Annotated in this window: 23 protein-coding genes; 11 read left to right on the top strand and 12 right to left on the bottom strand. The window is 69.7% G+C overall.

Annotated elements, in window-relative coordinates; translation table 11 throughout:
• Window positions 1–112 precede the first annotated feature (112 nt).
• The 4 genes from WG924_RS26135 (at window position 113) to WG924_RS26120 (ending at window position 3,751) form a co-directional block, all read left to right on the top strand.
• Window positions 113–871: a pyrimidine 5'-nucleotidase gene (locus WG924_RS26135; protein WP_345935973.1), complete on the top strand. Its 759-nt coding sequence runs from the start codon at window positions 113–115 to the stop codon at window positions 869–871.
• Between the two features lie 135 nt (window positions 872–1,006).
• The gene (gene dapD / locus WG924_RS26130) at window positions 1,007–1,876 is read left to right on the top strand and encodes a 2,3,4,5-tetrahydropyridine-2,6-dicarboxylate N-succinyltransferase (RefSeq protein ID WP_345935972.1); all 870 of its coding nucleotides are present in this window, start codon (window positions 1,007–1,009) and stop codon (window positions 1,874–1,876) included.
• 94 nt (window positions 1,877–1,970) lie between these two features.
• Window positions 1,971–3,152 (top strand): succinyl-diaminopimelate desuccinylase, encoded by a 1,182-nt coding sequence (gene dapE / locus WG924_RS26125; protein WP_345935971.1) that lies wholly within the window; start codon window positions 1,971–1,973, stop codon window positions 3,150–3,152.
• Window positions 3,149–3,751 carry a hypothetical protein gene (locus WG924_RS26120; protein WP_345935970.1) on the top strand — a complete coding sequence of 201 codons (603 nt, stop codon included), beginning with the start codon at window positions 3,149–3,151 and terminating at the stop codon, window positions 3,749–3,751. The genes dapE and WG924_RS26120 overlap by 4 nt, the downstream gene beginning before the upstream one ends.
• A 30-nt stretch (window positions 3,752–3,781) precedes the next feature.
• Here WG924_RS26120 and WG924_RS26115 read toward each other — a convergent pair whose 3' ends face one another.
• Complete coding sequence (locus WG924_RS26115; protein WP_345935969.1) at window positions 3,782–4,129, bottom strand: TraR/DksA family transcriptional regulator; 348 nt, start codon at window positions 4,127–4,129, stop codon at window positions 3,782–3,784.
• A 133-nt stretch (window positions 4,130–4,262) separates the two neighbouring features.
• On the opposite strand from WG924_RS26115, the gene WG924_RS26110 reads away from it, so the two are divergent.
• The 4 genes from WG924_RS26110 (at window position 4,263) to WG924_RS26095 (ending at window position 9,807) form a co-directional block, all read left to right on the top strand.
• Window positions 4,263–4,802, top strand: a complete 540-nt coding sequence (locus tag WG924_RS26110) for a sigma-70 family RNA polymerase sigma factor (RefSeq protein WP_345935968.1) — start codon at window positions 4,263–4,265, stop codon at window positions 4,800–4,802.
• A complete protein-coding gene (locus WG924_RS26105; RefSeq protein WP_345935967.1) occupies window positions 4,783–5,844 on the top strand; it encodes a FecR family protein in 1,062 nt (353 codons plus the stop codon). Before WG924_RS26110 ends, WG924_RS26105 begins: the two co-directional genes overlap by 20 nt.
• A 203-nt stretch (window positions 5,845–6,047) precedes the next feature.
• The gene (locus tag WG924_RS26100; protein WP_345935966.1) at window positions 6,048–8,432 is read left to right on the top strand and encodes a TonB-dependent siderophore receptor; all 2,385 of its coding nucleotides are present in this window, start codon (window positions 6,048–6,050) and stop codon (window positions 8,430–8,432) included.
• 16 nt (window positions 8,433–8,448) lie between these two features.
• Window positions 8,449–9,807: a PepSY-associated TM helix domain-containing protein gene (locus tag WG924_RS26095; protein WP_345935965.1), complete on the top strand. Its 1,359-nt coding sequence runs from the start codon at window positions 8,449–8,451 to the stop codon at window positions 9,805–9,807.
• Here the strand turns inward: WG924_RS26095 and truA are convergent.
• The 3 genes from truA to def form a co-directional block, all read right to left on the bottom strand.
• Complete coding sequence (truA, locus tag WG924_RS26090; RefSeq protein ID WP_345935964.1) at window positions 9,773–10,606, bottom strand: tRNA pseudouridine(38-40) synthase TruA; 834 nt, start codon at window positions 10,604–10,606, stop codon at window positions 9,773–9,775. The genes WG924_RS26095 and truA overlap by 35 nt on opposite strands.
• Window positions 10,606–11,574: a methionyl-tRNA formyltransferase gene (gene fmt / locus WG924_RS26085; RefSeq protein ID WP_345935963.1), complete on the bottom strand. Its 969-nt coding sequence runs from the start codon at window positions 11,572–11,574 to the stop codon at window positions 10,606–10,608. Before fmt ends, truA begins: the two co-directional genes overlap by 1 nt.
• Before the next feature lie 130 nt (window positions 11,575–11,704).
• The gene (gene def / locus WG924_RS26080; RefSeq protein ID WP_345935962.1) at window positions 11,705–12,250 is read right to left on the bottom strand and encodes a peptide deformylase; all 546 of its coding nucleotides are present in this window, start codon (window positions 12,248–12,250) and stop codon (window positions 11,705–11,707) included.
• Between the two features lie 224 nt (window positions 12,251–12,474).
• Between def and WG924_RS26075 the strand changes: the two genes are divergently transcribed.
• Window positions 12,475–13,641: a DNA recombination protein RmuC gene (locus tag WG924_RS26075; protein ID WP_345935961.1), complete on the top strand. Its 1,167-nt coding sequence runs from the start codon at window positions 12,475–12,477 to the stop codon at window positions 13,639–13,641.
• A gap of 25 nt (window positions 13,642–13,666) precedes the next feature.
• On the opposite strand, the gene WG924_RS26070 is transcribed toward WG924_RS26075, so the two are convergent.
• The 3 genes from WG924_RS26070 to WG924_RS26060 all read right to left on the bottom strand — a co-directional run bounded on the left by WG924_RS26070 (window position 13,667) and on the right by WG924_RS26060 (window position 16,258).
• Window positions 13,667–14,977: a glycosyltransferase gene (locus WG924_RS26070; protein ID WP_345935959.1), complete on the bottom strand. Its 1,311-nt coding sequence runs from the start codon at window positions 14,975–14,977 to the stop codon at window positions 13,667–13,669.
• A 75-nt stretch (window positions 14,978–15,052) separates the two neighbouring features.
• Entirely contained in the window at window positions 15,053–15,652 is a 600-nt protein-coding gene (recR, locus tag WG924_RS26065; RefSeq protein WP_345935958.1) for a recombination mediator RecR, read from the bottom strand.
• Between the two features lie 102 nt (window positions 15,653–15,754).
• On the bottom strand, window positions 15,755–16,258 hold the full coding sequence (locus tag WG924_RS26060) for a Dps family protein (protein WP_345935957.1): 504 nt from the start codon (window positions 16,256–16,258) through the stop codon (window positions 15,755–15,757).
• A gap of 213 nt (window positions 16,259–16,471) precedes the next feature.
• On the opposite strand from WG924_RS26060, the gene WG924_RS26055 reads away from it, so the two are divergent.
• Window positions 16,472–17,224, top strand: coding sequence for an AzlC family ABC transporter permease (locus WG924_RS26055; RefSeq protein WP_345935956.1), 753 nt, complete (start codon window positions 16,472–16,474; stop codon window positions 17,222–17,224).
• Window positions 17,221–17,571, top strand: coding sequence for a hypothetical protein (locus tag WG924_RS26050; protein ID WP_345935955.1), 351 nt, complete (start codon window positions 17,221–17,223; stop codon window positions 17,569–17,571). Before WG924_RS26055 ends, WG924_RS26050 begins: the two co-directional genes overlap by 4 nt.
• Window positions 17,572–17,617: 46 nt before the next feature.
• Here the strand turns inward: WG924_RS26050 and WG924_RS26045 are convergent, their stop codons facing one another.
• From WG924_RS26045 to WG924_RS26025, 5 genes are all read right to left on the bottom strand, one after another.
• Window positions 17,618–18,751: an AAA family ATPase gene (locus WG924_RS26045; RefSeq protein ID WP_345935954.1), complete on the bottom strand. Its 1,134-nt coding sequence runs from the start codon at window positions 18,749–18,751 to the stop codon at window positions 17,618–17,620.
• A 74-nt stretch (window positions 18,752–18,825) separates the two neighbouring features.
• Window positions 18,826–19,251, bottom strand: a complete 426-nt coding sequence (locus WG924_RS26040; RefSeq protein ID WP_345935953.1) for a VOC family protein — start codon at window positions 19,249–19,251, stop codon at window positions 18,826–18,828.
• A gap of 33 nt (window positions 19,252–19,284) precedes the next feature.
• Window positions 19,285–20,178 carry a DUF6597 domain-containing transcriptional factor gene (locus tag WG924_RS26035; protein WP_345935952.1) on the bottom strand — a complete coding sequence of 298 codons (894 nt, stop codon included), beginning with the start codon at window positions 20,176–20,178 and terminating at the stop codon, window positions 19,285–19,287.
• Between the two features lie 17 nt (window positions 20,179–20,195).
• Window positions 20,196–20,519 carry a YbaB/EbfC family nucleoid-associated protein gene (locus tag WG924_RS26030; RefSeq protein WP_188581760.1) on the bottom strand — a complete coding sequence of 108 codons (324 nt, stop codon included), beginning with the start codon at window positions 20,517–20,519 and terminating at the stop codon, window positions 20,196–20,198.
• A gap of 122 nt (window positions 20,520–20,641) precedes the next feature.
• Window positions 20,642–22,837 carry a DNA polymerase III subunit gamma/tau gene (locus WG924_RS26025; protein ID WP_345935951.1) on the bottom strand — a complete coding sequence of 732 codons (2,196 nt, stop codon included), beginning with the start codon at window positions 22,835–22,837 and terminating at the stop codon, window positions 20,642–20,644.
• Window positions 22,838–22,863: the final 26 nt, after the last annotated feature.

The following is a 22,863-nucleotide window of genomic DNA, read 5'->3' as shown; positions in this document are numbered from 1 at the left end:
ACGCTGCCAAGTATATCGCCAAGCTATGTCAAGGAAGGCTTAACGTCACCGCGATCATCCATGCTGTCGCGATGATACACTGCGAGCCTGCCACAGCGAGAAGGCATTGCCCATGACCCATACCCCATCCGCCCCACCTGCGAACAGCCTTATCGGTCCGGTGGCACTGAAGCCCGGCCTGGACTGGTCGGCGCTGGATCATGTCGACACCTGGGTGTTCGACCTGGACAACACCCTGTATGCGGCCGGATCGCGGCTGTTCGATCAGGTGCACCGGCGGATGACCGCGTTCATCATGACCGCCTTCGACCTGGACCGCGACGCCGCCCTCACCCTGCAACGCGACTATTTCCGCGCCCATGGCTCCACCCTGCGCGGGTTGATGGTGCATCACGGGCTGAACCCGCATGACTATCTGGACTATGTCCACGACATCGACGTCAGCGTGCTGGAGCCGGCACCAGTGGTGGGGGCGGCGATCGACCGGCTGCCCGGCCGCAAGCTGGTGTTCACCGCCGGCTCCACCGCCCATGCCGATCGCATCCTGACCCGGATGGGGCTGGCCGACCGCTTCGACGGCATCTTCGACATCGTCGCCGCCGATTTCGTGCCCAAGCCCGCGCCGGCGGTCTATGACCAGTTCTGCAAGGTCCACGGCGTCGATGGTGCCCGCGCCGTGCTGTTCGAAGACAGTGCCCGCAACCTTGAGCCGGCGGCGGCGCTGGGCATGCGCACGGTGTGGATCAACACCGGCGAGCCGTTCTCGCAACTGGGATCGAAGGGCAGCCATATCGACTGGGTCTCGCCCGATCTGGCATTGTGGCTGGAGGCGTATATGGCGCATCTGGACACGGTCGGGCGCGCGGGCTGAAGACGGCGCGGGGCCGGCGGCACGGCGGCCATGGCCGGCGCCGCCGGGAGCGCTTCGTTGACACCCGTGCGGGCGTGCCTAAACTGCCGTCGACACCGCCACAGCCCCCTTGCCGTCGCCGCCGAAGGACATGACATGACCGCCACCACCACCGCGCCCGCCATTGCCGATCTGGCATCCGTGATCGATGCCGCCTGGGAAAACCGTGCGGAGATCGGCATTTCGACCACCGGCGAGATCCGCGATGCGGTCGATGCGGCGCTGGATGCGCTGGATGGCGGCCGGCTGCGGGTGGCCGAGAAGGCGGAGGATGGCGACTGGGTGGTGCATCAGTGGTTGAAAAAGGCGGTGCTGCTGTCGTTCCGCCTGAACGACATGGCGCCGATCGCCGGCGGCCCGGGCGACAACGCGCCCTGGTTCGACAAGGTGCCGTCGAAATTCGAAGGCTGGGACGATGCCCGCTTCCGCGCCGCCGGCTTCCGTGCGGTGCCGAACTGCATCGTGCGCCGCTCGGCCTATATCGCGCCGGGTGCGGTGCTGATGCCGAGCTTCGTCAACATCGGCGCCTATGTGGGCGAGGGCACCATGGTCGACACCTGGGCCACCGTGGGCTCGTGCGCGCAGATTGGCCGCAATGTCCATATCTCGGGCGGTGCCGGCATCGGCGGCGTGCTTGAGCCGCTGCAGGCCGGGCCGGTGATCATCGAGGACGGCGCCTTCATCGGCGCGCGGTCGGAAGTGGCGGAAGGCGTGATCGTGGGCGAGGGCGCGGTGCTGTCGATGGGCGTGTTCCTGGGCGCCTCGACCAAGATCGTCGATCGCGAGACCGGTGCGGTCCATATCGGCCGGGTGCCGCCCTTCGCGGTGGTGGTGCCGGGTGCCCTGCCGGGCCGGCCGCTGCCCGACGGCACCCCCGGCCCCAGCCTCTATTGCGCGGTGATCGTCAAGACCGTCGATGCCCGCACCCGCGCCAAGACCGGCATCAACGAGTTGCTGCGGACCTGAACGCCTGCGCCGGTGGGCAGCCGGACCGGCTGCCCACCGCTTCGACCACCGTCAGTCACGCCACCGTCAGTCACGACCGACCGGACCCGATCCCATGCCCGTCATCGACACCGTCGCGCTCGCCCGCGACCTGATCCGCCGCCCCAGTGTCACCCCGGCCGATGCCGGGGCGCTGGACGTGTTGCAGGCGGCCCTTGAGGGGCTGGGCTTCACCTGCCATCGGCTGCCCTTCCAGCAGCCGGGCTGGGACCCGGTCGACAATCTGTATGCGGTGATCGGCGATCGCGGGCCCGGCCTGCCGGTGCTGGGCTATGCCGGCCATACCGATGTGGTGCCGGTGGGCGATGCCGCATCGTGGACGGTCGACCCGTTCGGCGGCGACATCATCGACGGCCAGTTATGGGGCCGGGGTGCCGTCGACATGAAGGGCTCGATCGCGGCCTTCGTGGCGGCGGTGTCGCGCTATCTGGATCAGGGCGGCCGGCCGCGGCTGGCGATGGTGATCACCGGCGACGAGGAACGCGACGCCATCAACGGCACGGTCAAGATGCTCGACTGGATGCGGGCGCGGGCCGAGCCGATGGACCATTGCCTGGTGGGCGAGCCGACCAACCCGAGCCGGCTGGGCGAGATGATCAAGATCGGCCGGCGTGGCAGCGTGACCGGGTTTCTGACCGTCTATGGCGCCCAGGGCCATGTCGCCTATCCGCATCTGGCCGACAATCCGGTGCCCCGGCTGCTGCGCATGCTGTCGTCGGTGGTCGAACACGAACTCGACCGGGGCACGCCCTATTTCCAGCCATCGAGCCTTCAGGTCACCACCATCGACATCGGCAATCCGGCGACCAATGTCATTCCCGGCATCGCCAGGGCCGCGTTCAACGTGCGCTTCAACGACCTGCACAGCCCGGCCAGCATCGAGCGCTGGATCAGGGGCGCCTTCGACGCGGTCGGCGGCAAATACGATCTGGACTATCGCATCACCGGCGATGCCTTCGTCACCGAGCCGGGGCCGTTCTCCACCCTAGTCGCCGGCGCGGTTGCGGCCGAATGCGGTGTCACGCCCGAACTGTCGACCACCGGTGGCACCTCGGATGCCCGGTTCATCAAGGATTACTGCCCGGTCTGCGAATTCGGCCTGATCGGCCAGACCATGCACAAGGTGGATGAACGGGTGGGGGTGGACGTGCTGACCGCGCTGTCTCGGATCTACGAGCGGGTGATTGCCAATTACATGGCGAACCCCCCGCTCGACACCGCCGCGGCCGGCGCGTGAGTACCGGCGGCGGATATCTGTTCCGTGGCCTGATCGCAGGCGCGCGGCTTGCCTGTTTCGACCGGCGGGCCATGGCGTTGCTGCCCAGTGACGTCACCGGGTTCTGGCGATCGTTCTGGGCGCTGCCGCTGGCCTTGCCCGGCTATCTGCTGCTGTATTCCCTCCCCAATCCCGCCGGCATCGAAGACCCGGTGCCGGGCGATGCCGCCACCGCCGATGTCATCGCCACCGTCGCCAGCACCAGCGACGGGCTGGGGGTGTATGGCGACGTGCTGCTGGACCTGTTCGCCTGGGCCAGCTTTCCATTGCTGCTGCTGATCATGGCCCGGCGCACCGGCGTCGCCCGTGGCTTCGTGACCTATGTGCCGGCGCGCAACTGGCTGTCGCTGGTTCAGGTCTATCTGATGGTGGGCGTGATCGCCCTGGCGGCGGCAAGCCCGCCGGCACTGGCGGGGCTGGTGACCACGCTGGCCCTGGCGGCGCTGATCGCCATGGAATGGTTCATGACCCGGCTGACGCTGGGCCTGTCGTCGGCGGTGGTCACCCTGATCGTGCTGCTGTCGATCTTCTGGCCGATTGTGCTGGCGCGGCTGGTTTGAGATGCGCGCCTGCCAGGGCGGGCTGAGCGGTCATTCACCCGACGCGCAGCGAATGCAGTTCGGGATGGTCGGGTCGGCCGCCAGCCGCTTGGGCGCTATATCCTCGCCGCAGGTGACACACGCGCCGAATTCGCCGTCCTCGATCCGGCCGAGGGCTGCCTTGATCCGCCCGACCTCCTGGCCGCGCATGCGTTCCGCAGCCATGGCCATGGCCTGCATCTGCATCGCGTCGATGCGCGACAATCGCCCGACCGACGCCTGGTCCAGTTCGACAGGCCTGCGGCTTTCGGTGGTGCTGTCGGTGGCCCGACGCAGATCGTCGAGGCGGCGGGTCAGTGCCTGTTTCACGGCGTCCAGATCGATATCTGAGGCTGCCACGCCACGTCTCCTTTCCAGCGGACGGTGTGTGGACGTGATGATGCCATCGCGCCACGGAGCACCGCCACATCGGATTGATAATCAATCGCATTTACGATAGCTTGACGCGTCATTCCGGGGGCGGAGAGGTATCGTGGCGCATGATCAAGGCAAGCTGGCCGTGTTTCTTGCCCATCGTGCCGATCTGATCGATTACGCGACACCGATTGTCGGAGACCGGATGCGGGCCGAGGATGTGGTGCAGGACGCCTATATCCGCTTCATGCCCGGCGATGGCGGCGGCCCGGCGCTGGACCAGCCGGTGGGCTATCTGTATCGGATCGTCCGCAACCTCGCTTTGGATCTGACCCGGCGGCGGGCCATGGAGCACCGGCAGCAGGGGGCGGATCTGCCCTGGTGGCTGGTGCCGGCGGAACCGCGCACCCCTGAACAGGAAGTGAGCCACAGGCGGAGCGTGGAGCGGATCGCCACGGCACTGGATGGCCTGAGCCCACAGGCCCGGCTGGCGGTGGAGATGCACCGCTTCGGCGGCCATACCCTGGGCGAGATCGCCACCCGGCTGGGGGTATCGGTGCCGACCGCGCACCGGCTGGTCCGCGATGCCCTGCTGAAGATCGCGGCCGGCATGGACCCGGACATGACGGGGGGTGATGATGGCCGGCGCGACCGATGACCGGGGCCATGCCGGCATGACACCGCCCGATCATGATCAGGCGCCGCGCGAGGCGGCGATGGACTGGCTGTTGCGGCTGCACGATGCACCGGCCGATCCGGCGCTTGGCCGTGCCTTTGCCCGCTGGCATGCGGCCGACCCGGCACATGCCCGTGCCTGGGTGCGGGCCTGTGCCGCATGGCGGGCGATGGGCGAGGTGCCGCCGCAGACCGGGCCGGCCGAGTGGCTGGCGGCAGACCCGGCCGAAATCCACGTTGTGCATGGGCGGCGCGGCTGGGCGCATGGGCGGCGCGGCTGGCGTGACCTGCCCCGCGCCCGGCGGATCGTCGCGGTGGCGGCGGCCATGGCGGCGGTGCTGGTTCTGGCGATCGGCGGGCCGGACGGTCTGCGCCGCCTGCGTGCCGACCATGCAACCGGCACAGGTGAGGTCGCCCATGTGGTGCTCGATGATGGCAGCGTGGTCGATCTGGCGCCGGAAACCGCCATCCGCGTGCGCCTGTCCGATACCGGCCGCGCGGTGACCCTGATCAGCGGCGAGGCCTATTTCGCGGTGGCGCGCGATGCCGGGTTGCCGTTCACGGTGACGGCCGGAACCAGCCGGGTCACCGTCACCGGCACCCGCTTCGATGTCCGCCTGCAGCCCGACACCGTCTCGGTGGCGGTTGAAAGCGGTTCGGTGATGGTGGGCCCCGCGGATGCCGGCAGCGGCGCCGCACCGCACCGGTTGGCCGCCGGCGACCGGCTGGCGGTCGATCGCGCGACCGGTGATGCCCGCCGGAGCCTGCAGGCACCGGGGGCGGTGGCGGTGTGGCGTGATGGCCGGCTTCAGGTGACCGATGCGACGGTCGCCGAGGTCGTGGCGGATCTGCGCCGCTATCAGCCGGGCTGGATCGTCATTACCGATGACCGGCTGGCCGGGCGGCGGATCAGCGGTTCCTATGATCTGCGCGATCCGGCGCGCGCCCTGCGGGCGATCGTGCGCCCGGCCGGCGGCACGGTGCGGGCGGTGACGCCGTTCCTGCACGTCTTGTCGATGCCCTGAGCGTCGCCCCACCTGCCATCGCGTTCAGAAAAAGCCACGGCGACCTGAAAAGAAACGCCGCGCCCCTCGTTGTTGATCGAGAACGGCGAATGCATCGCATTTGCAACAATCGACGGCATCGGACGGAAAGGGATCGGATCGTGGCGGGAGCGGGGACACGGGCTGTGGCTGGCGGACGGCATATGTGGAGGGCCGGGCGGCTGATGGCAACGACGGCGATGATCCTGGCGCTGGCGGCGCCGGGATTGGCGCCGGCCGCCGGGGCCGAGCCGGCGGCGATCGCTGATGCGATCCGCTTCGATATCCCGGCCCAGCCACTGGCCGAGGCGCTGAACGCCTTCGGTCGTCAGGCCGGTGTACAGGTGACGGGCGAGGCTGCGGCGACCGACGGGCTGCGGAGCCAGCCCCTGGCCGGCCGGTTCACCATCGACGAGGCCCTGGGCCGGATGCTGGCCGGCACCGGCATCGCCTGGACGATCACCGAGGATGCGACCGTGCTGCTGACCCGGCCGGTGGCGGCCGACGGCACCACGGCGCTGGATCCGTTGACGGTGACCGGCAGCCGGGCGCGACTGGAAACCGCCACCGGCCCGGTCGAGGGCTATCTGGCCACCCGCAGCGCCAGCGCCACCAAGACCGATACCGCGATCATGGACACCCCGGCATCGGTGCAGGTGGTGCCGGCCGAGGTGATCCGCGAACAGGGCGCGCTGAACCTGAAGGACATCTACCAGAATGTCAGCGGTGTGCAGCAGGCCGGCAACACGCTGAACGCCCAGACCGAGGTGCTGCCGATCATCCGCGGTTTCGAGTCGCCGACCTTGCTGCGCAACGGCCTGCGCTCGACCTCGTCGGGGGCGGTGGATCTGGTGAATGTGGAACGGGTCGAGGTGCTGAAGGGGCCGGCCTCGATCCTGTACGGGGCGCTGGAGCCGGGCGGCATCGTCAATTACGTCACCAAGCGGCCGCAGGATGTGGCGGCGGCCAGTGTGGAACAGCAGGTCGGCACCGACCGGCTGCTGCGCAGCTCCGCCGATCTGACCGGCCCGGTGACGGCGGATGGCGATCTGCTCTATCGGTTGAACCTGGCCTATACCGATGCCGGGTCGTTCCGCGACGAGATGGAGGTGGAGCGGCTGGCGGTGGCGCCCAGCCTGCTGTGGCGGATGTCGGACGACACCGAACTGCTGATCGACCTGTCGGCGGTGCATGAGGAACAGCCCTATGACACCGGCATACCACTGGATGCGAATGGCAAGCCGCTGGTCGATCGCGACACCTTCTTCGGCGATCCGGATCTGGATGGCCGGACCATCGACGACTACACCGCCAGCTATCAGTTGACCCATCGCATCGACGACGTCTGGAGCCTGCGCAATCAGGTGCAGTTCCACCGCGCCGAGGCGAAGAACGAGGCGCTGCGCCCGCGCGGCGTTGCCGGCGATCCGGGCGACGAGGCATTGCGGCTGCGCTATCAGAACGAGGACCGGCGCGAGGACGAATTCCAGCTTGTGCTGGACGCGACCGCAAACTTCCAGACCGGCGCCGTCGGCCATGAGCTGCTGATCGGCACGGATCTGATCCGGATCGAGTCCGATTTCTGGCGCACCCGCGAGAACGCCGCCAATGTGCCGATCGCCAACGATCCGCAGGTGAATTTCGACCCGCCGGCCGGGCAGACGCCGGGGCTGACCTGGGGCAAGACCGAATGGGCCGGCTTCTATCTTCAGGATCAGATCTCGATGCTGGCGGATGGCCGGCTGAAGCTGCTGCTGGGCGGGCGCTATGACATCGTTCATCAGGAGAACGAGCAAGAGGGCGTGGCCTCGCCCGAGATTGACGAGCGGGCCTTCACCGGCCGCGCCGGGCTGCTGTATCAGTTCACGCCGATCTATTCAGGCTATGTCAGCGTCAGCCAGTCGTTTCAGCCGCAGGGTGCCGGCGTGGTCGACCGCTCCAACCAGCCGCTGTCGCCTGAAGACGGGCTGCAATATGAAGTCGGCGTGAAAGCCTCGCTGCTCGACGACCGGCTGATGGCGACCGCGTCGGTGTTCCAGATCGAGAAGGAGAACGTCGCGGTTCTGGACCAGACGTATTTCAACGACACTGGCGTCATCAGCTATTTCCCCGGTGTGCGCGAACGCAGCCGCGGCTTCGAGGTCGACGTGACCGGGGCGATCACGCAACAGATCAACCTGCTGGCCAATTACAGCTTCACCGAAACCGAGACGCTGGAAAATGGCGGCGATCCGGCGGCGGTCGGCCAGCCGCTGGGCGGCGTGCCCCGGCACAAGGCGCGGCTGTGGCTGAGCTATACCGTCGACGAGGACGACGCGCTGGGCGGCCTGGGGTTCGGTGCCGGCGCGCGCTATGTCGGCACCAGCTCGACCCAGTTCGATCAGAGCATCAAGCTTGCCCCTTATGTCGTGGTCGATGCCGGCATCTGGTATGACTGGAAGGCCGCCCGGCTGGGGCTGAACCTCTATAATCTGTTCGACGAGGACTACATCGTCCGGGCCAGCGACCGCTCGATCGCCCATCCCGGCGCGCCGTTGAGCGCGATCGCCTCGCTGTCGCTGCGCTTCTGACCGCAGGCCCGCCAGCATGTTCGATGCCAGCCGCAAGACCCTGTTCCGGCTGCATGCCTGGATCGGTCTCAGCCTGGGCTATGTGCTCTATGTGATCTGCCTGTCGGGGACGGTTGCGACCTTCAGTGCCGAACTGGCCTGGCTGGGCGATCCGTCGCAGCGGTCGCGGCCGGCGGCGGCAGGGGTGCCGCCGGCCGGCTGGCAGCAGATCCACGACCGGGTGGCCGCCGCCCATCCCGATGCCCGGATCCTGCTGATCCAGGCGGCGCCCGGCCCGCGATCGCTGGCGCGCGTGGCCATCCGGGTGCCGGGCGGCGACATCCGGCTGGTGCCGGTCGATCCCTGGACGGCTGAGCCCCGGCCGGCGCGCGCCGGGCTCGGGCTCGCCCAGTTCCTGCGGGTGTTTCACAAACAGCTCTATCTGGTGGCCTCAGTGGCCGGGTTTCACGGCACGCTGGTGGTGGGCGCGCTGGGGGCGGCGCTGCTGCTGGCGCTGGTGGCGGGGCTGATCTCGATCCGGCGCTGGTGGCGGGCGTTCTATACCCTGCGCATCGGGCGCAGCGCCCGCCTGTTCTGGTCGGATCTGCACCGGATGCTGGGGGTATGGGCGCTGGCGATCGGCATCATTCTGTCGGTGACCGGCATGTGGTACTTCGCCGAAACCGCGCTGGATGGCGTCGGCGTCCGGCTCGATCGGGAACCGCCGCTGCCGGTGGTGACCAGCGCCGATATGGCAGGCGATCCGGCACCGCTGGCCGATCTCGACCGCGTGGTGGCGCGGGTTCAGGCGGCCTTTCCGGCGCTGACAGTGCAGGACATCGCCCTGCCGGCGGCGCCGGGGCGGCCGCTGGTGCTGACCGGCCCCGCCGATGCCTGGGTGGTGCGCGACCGGGCGAACCGGGTGGCGGTCGATCCGGCGAGCGGCGCCATTCTGGAGATCCGGCCCGCGACGGCGCTTGGCGCTTATGACCGCTGGGTCCAGACCGCCGATCCGCTGCATTTCGGCACCTTCGGCGGCCTTGCCAGCCGGGTGGTGTGGTGCCTGGCCGGGCTTGCGTTGAGCGGCGGAATTCTGGCCGGGCTGTATGGTGCGTGGCTGCGGCTGGACGCGCCTGCCGGGCGGCGGCAGGCAGTGGGCCGTTCGCGCGGCTATCGGCGCCTGCCAGTGCTGGCCACGGTCATGCCCGCCATCCTGCTGATGGCGGCGGCGGTCCATGGCAGTTGGGCCTATGGTGTGGTCGCGGCCCGGCCCACAGGTGCAGCCGACGGCGTGCAACTGGGCTTGAGCTGGGGCGAGGGCGTCATTCTGGCGGTCTTTGGTCTGCTGTTGCTGGTGCCGTTTATCGGCTGGGTGCGGTTGCAGGCCCGTCGATAGCCGCCAGAGCCGCCTGCCTTGCGTCGCGGGCATCCGCCATGGCCTGCCACGCGGCCGGCGGCGGATAGGTCACGAGGTCCAGGCACAGCCCCTGGGGCGGGGCGGTGGGGCCGGCGGCGGCGCGCCTGCGGGCGGCGAGGGCGGTTGAGACATCATCCGGCGTCCAGCGCTCCCGGCCGACCATGGCGAGTGTGCCGACCATGATCCGCACCTGATTGTGCAGGAACGACCGCGAGCGGGTGGTGACGGTGACGATCTCGCCCGCCCGTTCCACCCACAGCGCATCCAGGGTGCGCATCGGCGATTTCGCCTGGCAGTCGGTGGATCGGAAGCTGGTGAAGTCATGATGGCCCAGCAGCCGTTCGGCGCCCCGGTTCATGGCATCCACGTCCAGCGGCCAGGGCAGGTGCCAGACCCGGTCGCGGTCCAGCGCCGGATGCGCCGGGCGGTTGATGATCCGATAGACATAGCCACGGCCGATGGCGGTGAAGCGGGCATCGAAACAGTCGGGCACCGGCTCGGCCTCGATGATCGCGACCGCGTCGGGCTTCAGGAAATGGTTGATCGCCGAGCGGGTGGTGAACGGGCTGTCGGCGCGCGGCAGGTCGACATGCACCACCTGGGCAGTGGCATGGACCCCGGCATCGGTGCGCCCGGCGGCCTTGATCACGCAAGGTTCGCCGACATAGCGGGCGATGGCTTCCTCCACCACCTGCTGAACCGAGCGGCCATTGTCCTGACGCTGCCAGCCGACGAAGCCGCTGCCGTCATATTCGATGATAAGCTTCCAGCGCGGCATCAGCCCAGCCGCCGGCCGGGCGCGAGATCGGGGAAGCCCCGGGCCAGATCGTCGATGGTCATCGGCTTGCGGCCGGCGCGCTGGGCGCGGATCAGGGTCAGCGCCCGGCCATCGCCGCAGGCGACCGTGCGGCCGTCATCCAGAAGTGTGCCCGGCGGCGTGCCGGCCGGGGCGGGCTGGGCGGCAGGGCGGGCTTCCACCAGCCGGAGGGTTTCGTCACCCAGCGTGAAGCTGGCGCCGGGCCAGGGGGTGAAGGCACGCACCAGCCGGTCGATCGCGGCGGCATCGGCGGTCCAGTCGATCCGGCCTTCAGCCTTTTCCAGCTTGCGGGCATAGGTGACGCCGTCTTCCGGCTGCGGCACCGCCACGGCGGTGCCATCCAGCACCGCCGGCAGTGTCCGGGCCAGCAACGCCGCGCCATCGGCGGCCAACTGGTCGTGAAGCTGCTGGGCGGTGGTCTGCGGCCCGATCGGCACCCGGCAGGTGGCGAGCATCGCGCCGGTATCCAGCCCCGCCTCCATCGCCATGATCGTGACCCCGGTTTCGGTGTCGCCGGCCAGCAATGCCCGGTGGATGGGGGCGGCGCCGCGCCAGCGCGGCAACAGCGAGGCATGAACGTTGACGCAGCCCCGCACCGGCGCGTCCAGCACCGCCTGCGGCAGGATAAGCCCATAGGCCGCCACCACCGCGACATCGGCATCAAGGGCCGCAAACGCAGCCTGATCGGCCGGATCGCGCAGTTTCACCGGGGTGCGCACCGGAATGCCCAGCGCCTCGGCGCGGGCGGCAACCGGGGTGGGTTGCAGCTTCTGGCCACGACCAGCCGGCCGGGCAGGCTGAGTATAGACGCAGATCACGTCATGCCCGGCGGCCACCAGCGCATCGAGCGAGGGCACCGCGAAATCGGGCGTGCCCATGAACACGACACGCGCCCGTCGGGCATCGGAGGCGGGGCGGTCGGTGGTCATGGGGGCGGGTGCTTTCGGTACGACGGCAGCGGTGGAGTGGTATGGCCGGTATGTCTGGTATGCCCAATAGAGGCCTGCCGGGTCATACCGGCAGGGCCATGCCGGAAGAGTCATACCGGCAGGGCCAGGATCAGTATGCGGCCGCGGCGATCGGCTTGTCGGTGGCGGTGCGGCGGGCCTTCACCAGCTTGCGCAGGATCATGTTGCGCTTCAGCGACGAGATATGGTCGAGGAACAGGATGCCGTCGAGATGGTCGATCTCGTGCTGCATGCAGACCGCCAGCAGACCGTCATCCTCGATCTCCTGGGTGTTGCCGTCGCGGTCGAGGAAGCGGACCCGCGCGGCGGCGGGCCTGGCGACGTCGGCATAATGGGTCGGCACCGACAGGCAGCCTTCCTCATAGGTCTTGTCCTCGTCGGACACCCAGATGATTTCCGGATTGGCCATGAAGATCGGCGTGGGCTCCTTGCCCTCGCGCCCCCAGCAGACATCGATGACGATGACCCGGGTCAGCGCACCGACCTGGGGGGCGGCAAGCCCGATGCCTTCGGCGGCATACATCGTCTCTAGCATGTCGTCCATCAGCCGGCGCACGTCGTCGTCGACGCGCGCGACCGGGGTCGCGGTCTTGGTCAGGCGCGGATCGGGTGCTGTCAGGATGGGCAGGATGGCCATGGACGTGACGACTCCAATTCTGTTCAAGGGTTAGGTATTACGGCGGGGGCGCCGGGTCAAGACGGCCCGGCGCCCTGCAGCCCTGCGGGCGTCACGCGACTGTTGCATCAGCCCTGCGGGCGTCACGCGATTGTTGCATTTGGCGCCGCCCTGGCCATTGATGGGCGCCCACCGCGACCCGCGCACCGTATAAGACGATGGTCCCCCTGCCCGGAGCTCCGCCCATGCCTGATTTCGCCGCCATCGATCCCGCCCTGCTGATCATCGCCGGCCTGTTGTTGATCGTGCTGCTGGGCGCCGGCATGGCGGCGCTGGCGGCGGCGCGCCGCGCCCGAGCCGCCGAGGATGCGGCGCTGGACCAGTCCGACGTGCTGGAACGGCTGGCGGCGGATCTGGCACGGTCGAGCGCCGTGCAGGCCGGCCGGATGGATCAGGTCTCGGCCGCGCTGTCGGCCCAGCAGGCGCAGGTGGACGCCAGACTTCAGATCCAGGAACGGATGATCGCGGAAGCGGTGGATGCGCGGCTGGTGGGGCTGGCGGCGCGGCTGGATCATCGCTTCGACATCGAGGGCCAGCGCGCGGCGCAATCGGCATCGGAGGTGCGCGCCCGGCTGGCGGTGATCGATCAGGCGCAGCGGCTGATTTCGGACCTGGGCGAAAAGGTGGTCGGTTTTCAGGACATCCTGTCGAACAAGCAGGCGCGCGGCGCCTTCGGCGAGGTGCAACTGAACGACCTGGTGTCGCAGATGCTGCCGCCCGGCGCCTATCGGATGCAGGCGACCCTGTCGAACGGCCGGCGCGCCGACTGCCTGATCAACCTGCCCAACCCGCCGGGGCCGATCGTGGTCGATGCCAAATTCCCGCTGGAGAGCTTTCACCTGCTGCGTCAGGCGAAGACCGATGCCGAGCGCAACGAGGCGGCGCGCGCCTTCCGCACGGCGGTGCAGGCCCATATCAAGGCGATTTCAGAGCGCTATCTGATCCCCGGCGAGACGGCGGACGGTGCATTGATGTTCCTGCCCTCGGAAGCGGTTTATGCCGAACTGCACGGCAATTTTCAGGACGTGGTCGACAAGGGGTTCCGGGCGCGGGTGTGGATCGTGTCGCCGACCACGCTGATGGCGACGCTGACCACGGTGCGGGCGATCCTGAAGGACACCCGGGTGCGCGAACAGGCATCGTTGATCCGCGCCGAGGTGACGGCGCTGCTGGAGGATCTGGGCCGGCTGGACGACCGGACGTCGAAGCTGGTGCGCCATTTCGAACAGGCGACCGAAGACCTGCGGGCCTTGAGGATCTCGGCCGACCGCGCCACCCGCCGTGGCGAGCGCATCGAGGCGCTGCAACTGGGCGATGGCGCCGGCGAGGCAGACGGCAACGCGGCCGGTTGACCCGGCAGACGCCCGTCTTGCCGGATCAGCGGCCGGCGCCGGCCTCCGCCAGCCATTCCAGCGCATCGACGGCGGCGCCGGTGCCGTCTTCGGCGGCCATGCGCCGGCCGATGCGGCCGGCGGTGTCGGTGAGGGAGCGGTGACGCAGGGCCTGACGGATCACGTGCCCCAGGCGCTCGCCGGCGCGGGCACCGCCGCCATCGGCGGCCAATGCCCGCAAGCCCGGCCCGCGCAACCCATAGCCCAGGGCGCGGGCCTGTTCCGCCCAGAACGGTTGATCGGCGCCCCAGGGGCAGATCACCGCCGCGCGGCCGGCGAGAAGGCCGGCGGCCAATGTGCCGACGCCACCATGATGAACCACCAGATCGACATGCGGGAAGATCCGGGCATGAGGCGCGCGATCCAGCACCAGCACCCGGTCGCCGGCCGTGGCATCCAGCGTGGCGCCGTCGATGCCGCCCCAGCCGGTGGTGACCAGGGCCGCGACATCGGCGCGATCGAGGGCACGGGCGATGCTGCGCGCGACTGCGGCACCATCGACCCCGGCCATGCTGCCGAACCCGATATGGACCAGCGGCCGGCGGCGCGCGGCGGCACGGCTGGCGAAGGCCGCCGCCGGCGCGGGCAGGCCACCGGCACGGGTTTCATCGGCCGGCGCCTGCCAGATGCCGGTGGTGACGACATCGGGCCCCCAGTCATGGACCGGCGGCAGCAGGGCGGTGGAGAACGCATTCAGGACCAGGGACGCCGGCGGCGGCGGCGCCAATCGCCGGGGCGCCAGGCCGAGCGCCGCCTTGCGCCAGCGATCGGTGCGCCGGTCGAGTGGCCGGGTGAGCAGATCGGTCAGGCGATAGCTGAGCCGGTTGCCGATCCGGCCCAGACTGCGTGAAAACAGCGCGGCATTGGGAAAGGCGGCCGTGGGCGCGATGCAGGGCAGCAGCGCCAGCCGCACCCAGGGCACGCCCCCAAGCACCTGCGCCAGATCGGCGGCGCCGGTGAATTTGGGATGGGCCAGAATGATGTCCGGCCGGCTCTCGACCGACCGCGCGGTGGCATCGAGCAGCCGGTCGATCACCTTCGACAGGCTGCCCGCCGCCATCAACCGGTCGTGCAGCGCCGGCAGGCCGGCGGCCTGGGCCTGACCGCTGCGGGCCAGCGCCCTGAAATCGACATCCACCGCGACATGGCTGGCGCCGGTGGCCACGACATCGGCGGCATCGGTGGCCGGCGCCACCATGGTGACGGCATGACCGCGCCCCACCGCGCGCGCCGCCAGATGCAGCACCGGCCGGACATCGCCTTCGGTGCCGGCGGTCATCAGCAGCAGACGCGCCATCGGTGGCCCTCTCGATCGCGTTCGGACATGGCTGGCATGGGCGGGCAGGGTGTCGGGCGGCTCAGACCGGGCCGTTCAGACCGGGCGGCGCGCCTTCAGCGCCGCCTGAATGGTGCCGTCATCCATGTAATCGAGCGCACCGCCCACCGGCATGCCATGGGCCAGGCGGGTGATGCCGGTATCGGGGGCGGTTTCGGCCAGCCGGTCGGCGATGTAATGGGCGGTGGTCTGGCCGTCGACGGTGGCGGGCAGGGCCATCACCACCTCGGTGATGCCGCCATCGGCGATGCGGGCGGCCAGACGCGGGATGCCAAGCTCGTCGGGCCCGACGCCGTCGAGCGCCGACAGGGTGCCGCCCAGCACGTGATAGCGGCCGCGAAACGCGCCGGCACGCTCCATCGCCCACAGATCCGCGACCTGTTCGACCACGCACAGCACCGAGGGATCGCGGCGCTCGTCGGCGCAGACCCCGCAGGGGTCGCGGGCATCGAGATTGCCGCAGATCGAACAGCGCCGGACCTCGGCCGCCGCCCGGGCCATGGCGTCGGCGAGCGGCAGCAGCAGGGTTTCACGCCGCTTCAGCAGATCGAGCGCCGCCCGCCGTGCCGATCGTGGACCCAGCCCCGGCAGCTTGCCGAGCAGGGTCACGAGCTTGTCGATTTCAGGTGCGGCCATGGGGCGGGCTTCCGGCAGAAGACAAAACGGGGCGCCCGACTATAGGACAGACGGGCGCCCCGATCCTAGTGGTCTGGCCGGAGGTTCACATGTCGCGCGGGCTCAACCCTCGCGGGCGGCCTCGAACAGGAACCAGGCGCGCTGCTCGGCCATGTCGGTCCAGTCGTCGAGCACGCCGGAGGTGGCGTTATCCTTGGCGGCCTCGGCCACCTCCTTGGCGTCGCGCAGCAGCTTCACCAGGGCCAGATTGTCTTCGCGCAGTTCGGCCAGCATGTCGCGGGCGCCGACCATCTCGGCGTCATTGTCCTTGATGGTCTGAAGCTTCGAGACATGGCCGATCGAGCGCAGCGTGGTCTGGCCGATCTTGCGCACGCGTTCGGCGATCTGATCGGTGGTGCCCAGGATCTGGGTCGCCTGCTCGTCGAGCAGCAGGTGGTAATCGCGGAAATGCGGGCCCGAGACGTGCCAGTGGAAGTTCTTGGTTTTCATGTACAGCGCGAAGCTGTCGGCCAGCACGACATTGAGCGCATCGGCGACGCCGCGGGTGTTGCGGCCGGCAAGATCGGTGGGGGTGGCAAGGTCTGCGGCAGGGGTCTTCTTGGCCATGGGAGGCTCCGGTAACGGGAGTGGAGGGCTGGATAGGGGGCGGGCGGCCGGACGGCGCCACCCCCTGATATGTCGGGCGTCGCCGATGACGCGCAACCCTTCCGGACGCGTCAATATCACATGTCGTAACTAACGTATTGCGAGAATGTTGTGGGTTGCTATCCTGCACCGATTGCGGTCATGCTCCACCCCATCCGGATGCGCACAGCCCCCATGGCTTCCACGATATCGTCTTCGGCCCGACCGGTCCGGTCGGCCTTGCGCCGCAGTTGGCCGGTCTGCCTCGCGGTCAGCCCGGTGGGGCTGCTGTTCGGCATCCTGGCCGCCGCCCAGGGCTGGGCGGTGCTGGAGGTTCTGGGCATCGCCATGATCGGCTTCACCGGCAGCGGCCAGTTCGTCTGGCTGCGGCTTGCGGCCGAAGGCGGGCCGGCGCTGGCGGGTTTTGCCGTGATCCTGCTGATCAATCTGCGCTATGTGCCGATGATCCTGACCATCTCGGCGCCGTTCCGGGGCACCGGGCCGCTGAAGGGCGTGGCCGCGCATATGGTGAGCGACGAATCCTATGCGGTGGAGGCGCCGGGCGATGACCGCAGGGCGCGCTGGACGGTGCGCGGCGCCCTGTTCGTGACCTGGACCACCACCAATCTGGCCGGCGCGCTGATCATGCCGCTGATCGCCGGCACCGAGGCCGCCGCGGTTCTGGGCCTGCTCGCCTTCTTTCCCGCCAGCCTGCTGCTGTTCACATTGTCGGTTCTGCGGCTGGAGGCGGCATCGCGCGACCTCAGTGGCCGGCCGGTGCCACGCATGGTGCTGGCGATCGCCGCCGCCGCCGGCCTGGCCCTGATGCTGTATCTGGTGCTGGGACCGCAATGGTTCTGGCTGCCGGGCATTCTGGTCTGCGCGGTGGTGGTCGATCGGTTCGGGTTCGGTGATGCCGCGGCCGATGCACGGGTGGTTGCGCGATGACGATGGCGGCAGGGTTCGATCCGGTCGCGATGCTGGGTGTGCCGCTGACCGGCATTCTGCTGCTGGGGCTGGTCTCGGTGCTGGTGCGGGTGCTGCCGGCCTATCTGCCGCTGCCGACCTCGCCCGCGACCCGGCGCCGGATCGAGGTGGTGCTGCCGGTGGCGGTGTTCATCAATCTGGCGATCTATTGCGCCGCCGGTGAAATCGGCACCGCGACCCGGCCGGCGCTGGCCGGCTTCGCCACCCTGGCGCTGCTGTTTCCCTGGCGCCGGCGCCTGCCCTTCATCCTGCTGGTGCTGATCCCGAGCGGGGTTTATGTCGCGGTGTTGAAGCTGTCGGGCAGTTGATAGCTGGGGCCGGCCGGTCGTCGCCAGTCAGCGCAGCACCAGTCGGTCAGCGCAACACAGGATGGATGCTGTGCGCCTCGGTGGCGTCGGGCACTTCCCAGCGGCTGATCATGCGGTCGATGACCGCATCGGGCACGCGGCCGGCGCGGGCACGGTTCTGGCGGAGCAGGGTTGCCGGCGCGCTCTCGACATAGACGATCCGCACGCGGGCACCATAGGATCGGAACAGGGAAATCCACTGGCTGCGGCTTCGGGTGCCGATATTGGTGCCGCTCCAGGCGAAATCGGTGCCGGCGCGCAGATGGGCCCTGGCGCGGGCCTTGGCTTCCTGCACCACCCGGCCCTCGGCCTCGCCATGGCTGACGCCGAAATCGCGCCGGATCTCGTCGAGCCCCACCACCGGCAGGCCGGGATGATGGCGGGCCAGCCAACTGGTCTTGCCGGCGCCCGGCAGGCCCGACAGCAGATGCACGGTCAGGCGGGTGTCGTCGTGCTGCGGATGGTCGGGGGCGATGCCGGCGGTGTCGTGTTCGAAGAACCGGATGCGGGTGTGGTCGGACGGGAAGACGAACGGCCGGGCCAGAACGCCCTCATCGTCGCAGAGCGTGCGGAACAGCGCGATGTTGCCGAGCAGCCGGCCGGGATCGGCACAGATCCGGCCGCGGGCATCGGCTTCGGCCAGCAGCGCCAGAAGGTCGTTGCGGCCGGTGAGGCTGATGGCGATGGCGCGTCGGCGGGCCTCGACCGGGTTCTTCTCGATCAGGAACAGCGGGATCTGATGCCAGGCGATCAGCGCGCAGACCCGTTCGCGCAGCGCGAAATCCATGCCCATCCGCCACAGGATGGCGCGGGCCATGATCGCGCCCTTGCGGGAATGGCCGGGCTGCGACACCCGGCCATCGGCATTCACCCGCGTGGTGGCGGGCTTGGCGACGTCATGCAGCAGGGCGGCCGCGAACACGCAGGCGCGGTCTTCCGCCGGCAGGGCCTGATAGCCGTCGAGGGCAAGCAGCGCCTCCATGACCATGCGCGTGTGCACCAGCACATCGCCTTCGGCATGATGAACGGGATCATGCGGGCAATCGGCCAGAGCCTGAAGCCAGGGAAAATCGGCGAGCATGCCCTGCCAGTCGAGCGCGGTATCGCCCGGCGCGGGTATGTAGTCTGACAGGGCGGTCACGGGTGGATCTCCGGATGGACAGCCTTACAGAATATCCCGGCAGCCACGCCCTGACCAGCCCCACCCTGCGACCCTCAACCCGGCACGGGGCCGCACACCTCCAGCAGCAGGCCGTCGGGATCGCGCAGGAAGGCGACAAGCTGGCCCCAGGGCTGGCGGGCGGGGGCGGTCAGCAGATCGGCGCCGGCGGCGATCGCGCGGTCGACGGTGACCGCCACCGCCTCGTCGGCGACCACGAAGGCAAGCTCGGTGCCGACCGGCGGCGCTGAACCGGCGTTGCCGGGATCGACACCCAGGTTCCGGATCAGCTCGGGGGTGGCGAAGGCGAGCACGGTGGCGCCGGTCTCCATCTCGATATAGCTGCCGCTGTCGTGGACGAGGCGGGTGGTCAGATCGAAGGCGGTTTCATAGAACCGGCGGCTGCGCTCGACATCGGCGACATGGCGGATGACATAGCCGAGATGCACGGGGCCGGCGGGATCGGCAGGGGTGGCGGGCATGGGATGTCCTCTCAATCCTTTGGGGGTGAGCGGTCAGCATGCCTGATGCGGGCCGGCGCGGTCTTGAAGCTTTCGGACAGCCAGGACGATGCCCTGTTCGGCCAGCAGCCGCGCCGGCGGCAGACCGGTCAGACTGCGGCAGTCGCGGGTCATATGCGGCTGGTCGGCATAGCCGGCGGCGGCGGCGAGGTCGGCCAGCCCGGCGACGCGAGCCAGCCCGAGGATATCGGCGGCATGGGCATCGCGGGCCAGGGACAGCATCCGCTGAAGCCGGAAGACCCGCGCCAGATGCCGGGGGGTGAGGCCGGTGGCCCGCAGCACCGCGCGGTCGAAGCGCCGCTGGCCGTAACCAGTTTCGGCGGCGAGCTGGCCGATCGACAGGGGCGCGTCGCTGGTGGCCAGATGGTCGAGGGCGGCGCCGATGGCGGCTGGCGCCACGAACCGGCGGCGATCCTCGATCGCGCGGCCAAGCGCCCGCATCAGCCGGTCGAGGCGGGCCGGGTCGGCCGGCGCATCGGCGAGATGGCGGGCGGCGTCGTGCACGCCGCCGGCAAGCAGCAGGGCCGCCGGATGGCTGGTGCCGACCAGTTCGGCCGGCGGCGCATCGATCAGCGCCGCCATCCGGCCGGGCCGGAAGCGCAGCCCGATATGGCGGCGGCCGGGCTGGTGCGCGACCATCCGGGCGGTATCGTCGGTGCCGGCGATCAGGATGACGGGGTCAAGCCCGCCGCCATGGGCGACGATCAGGTCCATGCAGCCATCCGGCAATACCCGGAAGGGCGCTGTCCCGGCCGGTGTCGGGCCCGGTGATGGCGCGGCCATGCGGGCGTGCCACACGGCCTGAACCATGCCGGCAAGGGCCGGCGGCGGTGCGTGCTCGCGATAGAGCCCGGCACCGGTGCCGGTGGCCGCTATTCCGTCCGCCATGGCGGTTCCGTCGGGTCTCAGAACGGCAGATTGCCCATGCCGGGGATGCTCAGGCCGCCGGTCATCTTCTGCATCTCGTCGTTCACGAAGACCTCGACCTTCTTCTTCGCGTCGTTGACGGCGGCGACGATCAGGTCTTCAAGCATCTCGACCTCTTCGGCGTCGACCAGCTTGGGATCGATCTTGAGGCTGCGCAATTCAGACTTGCCGGTCATCACCGCGGTGACCATGCCGCCGCCGGACTGGCCGGAAATCTCCACCTGACCAAGCTGCTCCTGCATCTCGGCCATCTTCGACTGCATCTTCTGGGCCTGCTTCATCAACTGGCCGATATTGCGCATCGCACGGGGCTCCTGGAATGGGGGCATGGTGGTTGGAGTGTATATAAGGCGGGGGATGGGGGTGGCGCCAGTCCCGCGCCATCCATTCGCCGCGCGCCGGGCGTAAAACGGCGGGGCGTGGCTTAGAAATCGCCGAATCGGGCATCGTAATCTGCTCCGGCGCTGTCCTCGTCGCCGGCGCCATAGGCGTCTTCGTCGATGCCGTCGCCAAAGATCTCGGCGTCCAGACGGTCGATGGCGGTGCCGCCGGCCGGGGCATCGGTGGTGGCGGTGGCGAAGATCGGCGTCACCTCTTCCAGCGTCGCACCCGGGAAGGCGCTGAACACCGCCGACACCATCGGATGCCGGCGGGCCAGCGCCATCATCCGGCGGCGGCGCATCTCGTCATACTGCACCAGCGTGGGGGTGGCGCGGGCGGCGGCGACCAGGGCCGGGTCGCCCAGCACCGCGGCATTGCGCACCGTCCAGGGCGCATCGTCGATCCGCCCCAGAACATCCTGCAACTTCTGGGCGAGCCCGCTATCGGCGCCGGGCTCGAAGGCCAGCACCAGCCGGCGTTCGGCGGCGGTGACGCTGATCTCGGCGATATGGGCCATGCCGCGCAATTCCGGCACGATCCGGATCTCGCGATGCCGGCGCAGCAGATCGATGATCTCGCGCCAGCGGTCGAGCCGGTCGCGCACCACATCATCCAGCAGGGGGGCGGTATCCGCCTCGGGCGCTGCCGTGGCTCCGGGCGCCGGCTGCGGTTCCGCCGTCGGGGTAGTCGGTTCCACCTTTGGGGCAGGCTTCGGCGCTGGTGCGGGTGTCGACGCGGCAGGGGCCGGCGGCGCCGGTGGACGCGCCGGTTGCGTTGCTGCCGGATGAGTGACGGCCGGCAGAGGGGTGGGCGTCAGAGGGGCGGGCGGCCGGGGGGCGGCAGAGAGGGGGGCGGCAGAGAGGGGGGCGGCAGCGGGGGTCGGCGGCACGGCCGCGGGCGGGGTGGTCGGGCGCCGGTCTGGCGCCGCCGGGGTCGGCGCATGCGCCCCGGCGGCCGGGCTAGGGCGGGGCGGTGGCCCGCCCTCGGCCTTCATCCGGTCCAGCATCCGGGCAAGCTCGGCCGGGTCGGGCAGGTCGGCGGCATGGGCCAGGCGGATGACCACCATCTCGGCGGCCGCCTGCGGCACCGGCGCCATGCGGACCTCGCTCAACCCCTTCATCAGCATCTGCCAGGCGCGGCCCAGATGGGCCATGCCGATCCGGCCGGCGATGCGGGTGGCGGCGCCGCGTTCCGATGCGGTCAGCACCGGCCCACGGCCATCGGCGCCGGCCAGCTTCACCCGGGTCATCAGATGGACCAGGGCCAGCATGTCTTCGACGATCACCGCCGGATCGGCGCCGGCGCGGGCCTGATCCTCCATGATGTCGAGTGCCGCCGCGATGTCGCCGCCAAGGGTGCGGTCGAGCAGATCGATCACCACCGCCCGGTCGGCCAGCCCCAGCATGTCGCGGACCTGGATCTCGGTGACGGCGCCGGCGCCATGGGCGATCGCCTGATCGAGCAGCGACAGCCCGTCACGAACCGAGCCGTCGGCCGCGCGCGCGATCAGCGCCAGAGCGGCCTCGTCGATCTCGGCGCCCTCGATGCCGGCGATGCGGGCGAAATGGGCGGTCAGCACCTCGGGTTCGACCCGCTTCAGGTCGAAACGCTGGCAGCGCGACAGCACGGTGACCGGCACCTTGCGCAGTTCGGTGGTGGCGAAGATGAATTTCACATGCGGCGGCGGTTCCTCAAGCGTCTTCAACAGCGCGTTGAACGCGCTGGTCGACAGCATGTGAACCTCGTCGATGATATAGATCTTGAACCGCGCACCGACCGGGCGATAGCGCACGCCTTCGATGATCTCGCGGATGTCGTTGACGCCGGTGCGGCTGGCGGCGTCCATCTCCAGCACGTCGACATGGCGGTCTTCGACGATCAGCCGGCAGGTCTCGCACACGCCGCAGGGTGCGGGCGTGGGGCCGCCGGTGCCGTCGGGCCCGGTGCAGTTCAGCGCGCGCGCGATGATCCGCGCGGTCGAGGTCTTGCCGACACCGCGGACACCGGTGAGCAGAAAGGCATGGGCCAGCCGTCCGGTCTCGATCGCATTGGTCAGGGTGCGGACCAGGGCGTCCTGGCCGATCAGTTCGGCGAAGGTGCGGGGGCGGTATTTGCGGGCGAGCACGCGGTATTCGGCACCGCCTGCCTGTGCGTGGACCGCGCCTGCGTCCGGTGCCGTGGCGCCACCGGCCGCGATGGCGGCTGGGGCTGGCTCTGCGGCACTGTCGGATGCGGTCATGCCGGGTTCCGGTCGCGTCTCTGGCT

It is taken from the genome of Tistrella arctica (genome assembly GCF_039630945.1).
GTDB classification, from domain to species: Bacteria; Pseudomonadota; Alphaproteobacteria; order Tistrellales; family Tistrellaceae; genus Tistrella; species Tistrella bauzanensis.
The sequence above is the reverse complement of the archived record's forward strand: the minus strand, read 5'-3'. Positions and strand labels throughout refer to the sequence as shown.